Origin of the sequence: Erwinia sp. SLM-02 (assembly GCF_037450285.1) — a bacterium.
Lineage (GTDB): Bacteria > Pseudomonadota > Gammaproteobacteria > Enterobacterales > Enterobacteriaceae > Erwinia.
In genome coordinates this window covers 1-276 of the sequence record NZ_JAQISN010000038.1, presented here as the reverse complement: position 1 = coordinate 276, position 276 = coordinate 1, and the positions used below count along the sequence as shown (strand labels likewise).

Below are 276 nucleotides of genomic sequence, written 5' to 3'. Positions count from 1 at the left end.
CAATATTCAGCTTGTACCGGATAAAGAATTTAGCACTGTTCTGCGGACACAAGTCCGAAGGATTTTGCGCTGAGACAAGGCGGCAAGCGAGACGGCGGGAAGGAGCATACATGAGTATGTGACTGAGTGACGCGAACGCAGCCAACGCAGTATCAGCACAAAAGACACAGGACAGGGCAGAAAGAATTTGCCTGGCGGCTTTAGCGCGGTGGTCCCACCTGACCCCATGCCGAACTCAGAAGTGAAACGCCGTAGCGCCGATGGTAGTGTGGGGTC

Annotated in this window: 1 rRNA gene; it reads left to right on the top strand. The window is 54.3% G+C overall.

The features are described 5' to 3' along the window. Positions 1-190: 190 nt before the first annotated feature. Positions 191-276 (top strand): 5S ribosomal RNA (rrf, locus tag PGH32_RS24655); the annotation flags it as partial.